This window comes from Gordonia sp. (in: high G+C Gram-positive bacteria), from assembly GCF_012515855.1.
Classification (GTDB): domain Bacteria; phylum Actinomycetota; class Actinomycetes; order Mycobacteriales; family Mycobacteriaceae; genus Gordonia.
On record NZ_JAAYXO010000235.1, the window covers coordinates 1 to 6,259 of the forward strand.

Annotated in this window: 6 protein-coding genes and 1 pseudogene; 6 read left to right on the forward strand and 1 reads right to left on the reverse strand. The window is 68.8% G+C overall.

Translation table 11 applies throughout. The features are described 5' to 3' along the window. The 6 genes and pseudogenes from GX543_RS17065 to GX543_RS17090 form a co-directional block, all read left to right on the forward strand. Positions 1-227, forward strand: a pseudogene (locus tag GX543_RS17065) (sensor histidine kinase); the annotation flags it as partial. A gap of 74 nt (positions 228-301) precedes the next feature. Then, the gene (locus GX543_RS17070) at positions 302-1,126 is read left to right on the forward strand and encodes a LytTR family DNA-binding domain-containing protein (protein ID WP_290853665.1); all 825 of its coding nucleotides are present in this window, start codon (positions 302-304) and stop codon (positions 1,124-1,126) included. Positions 1,127-1,130: 4 nt separating this feature from the next. Next, on the forward strand, positions 1,131-1,571 hold the full coding sequence (locus GX543_RS17075) for a hypothetical protein (RefSeq protein ID WP_290853666.1): 441 nt from the start codon (positions 1,131-1,133) through the stop codon (positions 1,569-1,571). Further along, complete coding sequence (locus tag GX543_RS17080; RefSeq protein ID WP_290853667.1) at positions 1,568-3,295, forward strand: cation acetate symporter; 1,728 nt, start codon at positions 1,568-1,570, stop codon at positions 3,293-3,295. The genes GX543_RS17075 and GX543_RS17080 overlap by 4 nt, the downstream gene beginning before the upstream one ends. A gap of 194 nt (positions 3,296-3,489) precedes the next feature. Continuing rightward, the gene (locus GX543_RS17085; RefSeq protein ID WP_290853668.1) at positions 3,490-3,867 is read left to right on the forward strand and encodes a DUF485 domain-containing protein; all 378 of its coding nucleotides are present in this window, start codon (positions 3,490-3,492) and stop codon (positions 3,865-3,867) included. Beyond that, positions 3,864-5,513 carry a cation acetate symporter gene (locus GX543_RS17090; protein WP_290853669.1) on the forward strand — a complete coding sequence of 550 codons (1,650 nt, stop codon included), beginning with the start codon at positions 3,864-3,866 and terminating at the stop codon, positions 5,511-5,513. Before GX543_RS17085 ends, GX543_RS17090 begins: the two co-directional genes overlap by 4 nt. 89 nt (positions 5,514-5,602) lie before the next feature. Here the strand turns inward: GX543_RS17090 and GX543_RS17095 are convergent. After that, a partial coding sequence (locus GX543_RS17095) for an amidase family protein (RefSeq protein WP_290853670.1) occupies positions 5,603-6,259 on the reverse strand: 657 nt, incomplete at its 5' end.

The window sequence follows — 6,259 nt, forward strand, 5'->3', positions numbered from 1 at the left end:
CCGGCGCGATCGACGCCCTGAGTCCGGCGGGGAGCAAGGAGTCCGACGGCGCGCACGTCGGACTCACCAACGTCGACCAGCGACTGCGGTCGGCGTTCGGCAACGACTACGGGCTGGTGGTCGAGACGGCGGTCGGCGCGGGAACCAAGGTGAATCTGCGCGTCCCGAAGTTCGCACCGGGTGTGCACGTCGGGAAGGCCGCGTCGACTCCGGACGAGACAGGCTGAGATCCACCGGTGGCCTGCATCCGCGGCACCCGAACGACTACGGTTTGGGTGTTGCAGCGAGAGGAGTGCCATCGATGACCGGTCTCACGGTACTGGCCGTCGACGACGAGAATCCGGCGCTCGACGAGCTCTCCTACCTCCTCGGCAGACACGAATCGGTGAGCACCGTGCACCGGGCGTCCGACGCCACCGAGGCCCTCCGCACACTGGCCGAGCACCCGATCGACGTGGCCTTCCTCGACATCTCGATGCCCGGTCTCTCCGGGATGGAACTGGCCGGCGTCCTCGCCAACTACACGTCCCCGCCCGCCATCGTCTTCGTCACCGCGCACGACGACCGCGCCGTGGAGGCCTTCGACGTCGGCGCCGTCGACTACCTGCTGAAACCGCTGCGCGCCGCGCGCCTGAACCAGGCGATCGCCCGCATCCTCGCGGCACAGTCAGACGACGGTTCGGCGGCCGGTGAGAGTGCGCCCGCCGCGCCCGTCGCACCGCCGGCCCAAACGCCCGCCGACGACGTGATCCCGGTGGAGCTCGGCGGCGTCACCTCGCTGGTCCGGCGCGATGCGATCTCGTGGATCGAAGCGGTCGGCGACTACGCGCGCCTGCACACCGACAGCGGTGCACACCTGGTCCGGGTGACCCTCTCGACGTTGGAGTCCCGCTGGAGCAGCGCCGGGTTCGCGCGCGTGCACCGGTCGTATCTGGTCGCGTTGCCGATGGTCACCGGCCTCCGGTCGACGGGCGCGTCGACCATGGTCCGGGTCCGCGCCAACGGCGCCTCGCCCGCCGTGGAGCTGCCGGTCAGCAGGCGGCAGGTGCGCGAATTGAAGGATCGCCTGGTCCGCGATCCGCTCCGCACCTTCCGGTCGGGCCGAACCGACGACGGAGACGACTGATTCGATGCCCGATTCCGCCCGTGACCGCGCCGCGCAACGCGAACGCGTCGTGCTCTCCCAGCGTCGCGGCGCACGGATGGTCCGCACCCGCGTCGAGGTCGCCGAGCAGACCGATATCGGCGAACACCTGGTCCGCGGCCTGGTGCGCGCCCAACTCGCGCTGTCGCTGCGCCTGGGCCTGGCCGTCCTGGTGATCTTCGTGGCGACCCCCGTGGTCGGGGCGATCGTCGAACCGTTCGCCGAGGCAACGATCTTCGGCCTGCCGCTCAACTGGCTGATCCTCGGACTGCTGCCGCCACCGCTGCTCTACCTGGCGGGGCGGCTCTACATCCGCTTGGCCGAACAGGCCGAGCGCGACTTCGTCCGACTGGTCGATGCCGACAGCCTCCACGACAGCGGCAACAGCAACGGCGGCACCGGCGACGGCGGCGCGAGCGACCGATGATCACCGATCAGGTCCCCGCGCTGACGGTCGTCGCGGTGCTGGTCGCGGCCCTCGGCACCGTCGCGGTCGGCGCGTACGGAGGTCGCGGGTCCCGCTCGACGTCGGACTTCCTGGTGGCCTCGCGCAGCATCGGCCCCGGGTGGAATGCTGCCGCCATCGCCGGCGAGTATCTGTCGGCGGCGTCGTTCCTCGGGGTGGCCGGACTGGTCGCCAAGTACGGCGCCGACGCCCTCTGGTTCCCGATCGGGTTCACCGCGGGATACCTGTCGCTGCTGCTGTTCGTCGCCGCACCGCTGCGCCGCTCCGGTGCGTACACCGTCCCCGATTTCGCCGAGTTCCGCCTCGCCTCCACCCGTGCACGCAAGGCCGCGATGGTCGTGGTGATCGGCATCTGCATCTTGTACCTGGTGCCGCAGCTGCAGGGCGCGGGCCTGACGCTCAACATCCTGCTGCACATCCCGCCGTGGGTCGGCGCGACCGCCACCGGACTGCTGGTGATCGTGAACGTGGTCGGCGCGGGCATGCGCTCGGTGACCTTCGCCCAGGCCATCCAGTACTGGCTGAAGCTGACGGCGGTCGCGATCCCGGCGCTGGTGCTGGCAACCGTCTTCCTCAACAACCCGAGCGACCTCGGCGAACCGCTGCCACCGCGCGTCGAGCACGCGACCACCGTCACCGTCGACACCCCCGTCGAGGTCACGGTCGCCGACCCGAGCGGGGTCCGGGTGACCGGCGTCATGGATCACGCCGAGGTGCGCGACGCCCCGATCACCGCCGGAACCCACCTGATGGCGCGGAACACGGTGATCGAACTGGCGGCGGGCGCCGCGACCCCGGTGGTCTCGAACGCCCCGCAGACCGGTGCGGACTGGGCCCGCTCCGGCGGCGGCCTGGGCGGCGGACATCCGCTCTACCAGGTGCTGTCGCTGATCATCGCGACCTTCCTCGGCGCGATGGGACTGCCGCACGTCCTGGTCCGCTTCTACACCAACCCCGACGGCCGCGCCGCCCGGCGAACCGCCCTCACCGTGATCGCCGCGCTGTCGGTGTTCTACCTCTTCCCCACCATCCTCGGTGTTCTCGCCCGGGCCTGGGTGCCGCAGGTCCTGGCGATCGGCACCGCCGACGCCGCGATCCTGCTGCTGCCGTCGGCCGCCACGGGCGGCGTTCTGGCGATCGCGCTGTCCGCCCTCATCGCGGCGGGCGCCATGGCCGCGTTCCTCGCGACGTCGTCTGGCCTGCTGGTGAGTGTCGCGGGCGTGATGTCGACCGACCTGATGCCGCCCGGGGTTCGCAGTTTCCGGATCTGCGCGTTGATCGGCGGGGCGATTCCGATCGCCATCGCCCTCAGTGCCGGTTCGCTGGAGCTGTCGAAGTCGGTCGGCCTGGTGTTCGCGGTCTCGGCGTCCACCCTGTGTCCGCTCCTGGTGCTCGGCATCTGGTGGCGGGGCCTCACCGCGGCCGGTGCCATCGCCGGGCTGGCGGTCGGAGCCGTCGCGTCGGCCGTCGCGGTCGGCGTCTCGGTGGTCGGCGTCATCACCGGCGACGGTTGGCTCGCCGTTCTCGCCGGCTATCCCGCCGCGGTCACCGTCCCGCTGGCGTTCGCGACGATGATCTCGGTGAGCCTCGCGACCAGGTCGCGCATTCCGGCGGGCAACGCGGGCGTGTTCGCGCGGATGCACGTGCCCGAACGGCTGGGGCTCGGGGTCGAACGCACGCCTTAGCGGCATCGACCGATCTCTCATCGCGGGACTTTCCGGTCACCGTTCATCGGACCGGAGGAACCGTTCACCGCACGATCGTCGTGGCTCACCGCCTGAGTCACAGAAGACTTCGGATGTGACTGGCCTCTCATTCATGCTTTGAGCAGTTTCGCCACAGCCACCGCTGTGGACCCATCCGAGCAGAAGGAGTGATCGTGGCAGTCACCGACAACGCCGCGGGGAAGGACCACAGTCCTTCCCGTGACGAGTTCCTCGTCGCGCAGGCCAGTCCCGAGTTTCAGAAGTTGCGCGGCTCGCTGCGGCGCTTCGTCTTCCCGATGAGCGTGTTCTTCCTGGTCTGGTACGCGATCTACGTCCTGCTCGGCGCGTTCGCGCACGACTTCATGGGCACCCCGGTCTGGGGCAACATCAACGTCGGTCTGATCCTCGGGCTCCTGCAGTTCGTCACCACGTTCGGCATCACCTTCCTCTACGTCCGGTTCGCCAACCGCGACTTGGACGCGCAGTCCGAGGCGATTCGCGAGAACTTCGAGAACGGCGTCTACGCCCCGGATGCAGGAGCAGCCAAGTGACTCACCTACTCGCTGCCGATCTGCTCGCCGCCGAGCCGGAGACAGTCGGCAACCCGGTCATCAACATCTCGATCTTCGTGGCCTTCGTCGTCGTGACGATGGTCGTGGTGATCCGCGCCAGCCGCAAGAATGCCTCGGCCTCCGAGTTCTTCACCGCGGGCGGCGGGTTCACCGGCCCGCAGAACGGCATCGCCATCGCGGGCGACTACCTCTCCGCCGCCAGCTTCCTCGGCATCGCGGGCGCCATCGCCGTCTACGGCTACGACGGCTTCCTCTACTCCATCGGCTTCCTCGTCGCCTGGCTGGTCGCGCTGCTGCTGGTCGCCGAGCTCCTGCGCAACACCGGCCGGTTCACCATGGCCGACGTGCTGAGCTTCCGACTGAAGGAGCGGCCGGTCCGCTTGGCCGCCGCGATCTCGACCCTCGTGGTCTCGCTGTTCTACCTGCTCGCGCAGATGGCGGGCGCCGGCGGTCTTGTCGCGCTGCTGCTCGACATCCACGACCGCACCGGACAGTCCATCGTCATCGCGGTGGTCGGCGTCCTGATGATCGCCTACGTCCTGATCGGCGGCATGAAGGGCACCACCTGGGTGCAGATCATCAAGGCCGTCCTGCTGATCGCGGGCGCGTTGGGCATGACCATCTGGGTGCTGGCGAAGTACGGGCTGAATCTCTCCGAGATCATGGGCGACGCCCAGAATGCCATCAGCAGCTCCACCAACGAGGCCGTCGCCTCGCGTGACGTGCTGGCGCCCGGCGCCCAGTACGGCGGTTCGCTGACCTCGCAGATCAACTTCCTGTCGCTGGGTCTGGCGCTGGTCCTCGGCACCGCGGGCCTGCCGCACGTGCTGATGCGTTTCTACACTGTCCCGACCGCCAAGGAGGCCCGTCGCTCGGTGGTCTGGGCCATCACGCTCATCGGCGCGTTCTACCTGTTCACGCTGGTTCTCGGCTACGGCGCCGCGGCTCTCGTCGGCCCGGACCGGATCCTCAGCGCCGCGGGCAAGGAGAACGCCGCCGCACCGCTGCTGGCCCTGGAGCTCGGCGGCACGGTGCTGCTCGGCATCATCTCGGCCGTCGCCTTCGCGACCATCCTGGCGGTCGTCGCGGGTCTGGCGATCACCGCATCCGCATCGTTCGCGCACGACATCTACGCATCGGTGATCAAGAAGGGCAAGGCCACCGAGGACGACCAGGTCCGCGTCTCCCGTCGCACCATCGTCGTGCTCGGCATCATCAGCATCATCCTGGGCATCCTCGCCAACGGCCAGAACATCGCGTTCCTGGTGGCCCTGGCGTTCGCGGTCGCGGCGTCGGCCAACCTGCCGACCATCGTCTACTCGCTGTACTGGAAGCGCTTCAACACCCGCGGCGCCCTGTGGAGCATGTACGGCGGCCTGGCCTCCTGCATCATCCTGATCATCTTCTCGCCCGCCGTCTCCGGCACGGCCAAGTCGATGATCCCGGGCTCGGATTTCTCGTGGTTCCCGCTCTCGAACCCCGGCATCATCTCGATCCCGCTGGCATTCATCCTCGGCATCGTCGGCACCCTGACCTCGCCGGACCGCGGCGAGCCGGGCGTCAATGCCGAGATGGAGGTCCGCTCCCTGACCGGCGTCGGCGCGGAAGGCGCCGTCGCACACTAAGAACCTCGCTTCGCCCACGTTCGCTCACCAAAACGACGCTCGCTCACCTCCGGAGGTGAGCGAGCGTCGAGTGGGTGAGCGAACTGCAGTCAGTCCTGAATCCGGGCGAAAGGCTTGGCCGCCTCGAGCTCGAAGGCCAACTCCAGCAGGGTGCGCTCGTCGCCGAGATCGGCGGAGAAGTGCATGCCCAGCGGCAGCCCGTTGGCGCTGCGCCCCAGCGGCAGGGTGATGGCCGGGGTGCCGCTGCTGTTGTTGGCCGGGGTGAACGCGACGTAATCGATCAGGCGGGCGAAGACCTCGTCGTAGTCGCCGTCAGGCGCCAGGAAACCGATCTCCGGAACCGCGTGAGCGAGGGTCGGCGACAGGATCGCGTCGAAGTCGGAAAGAGCGGCCCGGAAGCGAGCGGTCGCACGCTTGAGCCCGAGGATCGACGACGGCAACCGGTAGAAGTGCTTGCCGAACGACGCCGACAGTCCCCGGGTGAAGGGATCGAGCTCGGTGCGGTCGAAGCCCTTGCCGACCGTACGACCACCCATCCGCTCGATACCGAACGCGAGCATCGCCCAGTAGTCGGTGAACTGGTTGATGTAGCTGCGATCGACGGGGATCGGCACGGTGGTCACCTGGTGACCGAGCGATTCCAGCAGTTCGACGGTCGCGTTCAGCTCACGATCCGTGTCGTCGTCGAGCAGCCGACCGGTGACCGTGGTGTTGATCAGGGCGATCCGCAGCCGTTTGGTGCCCGG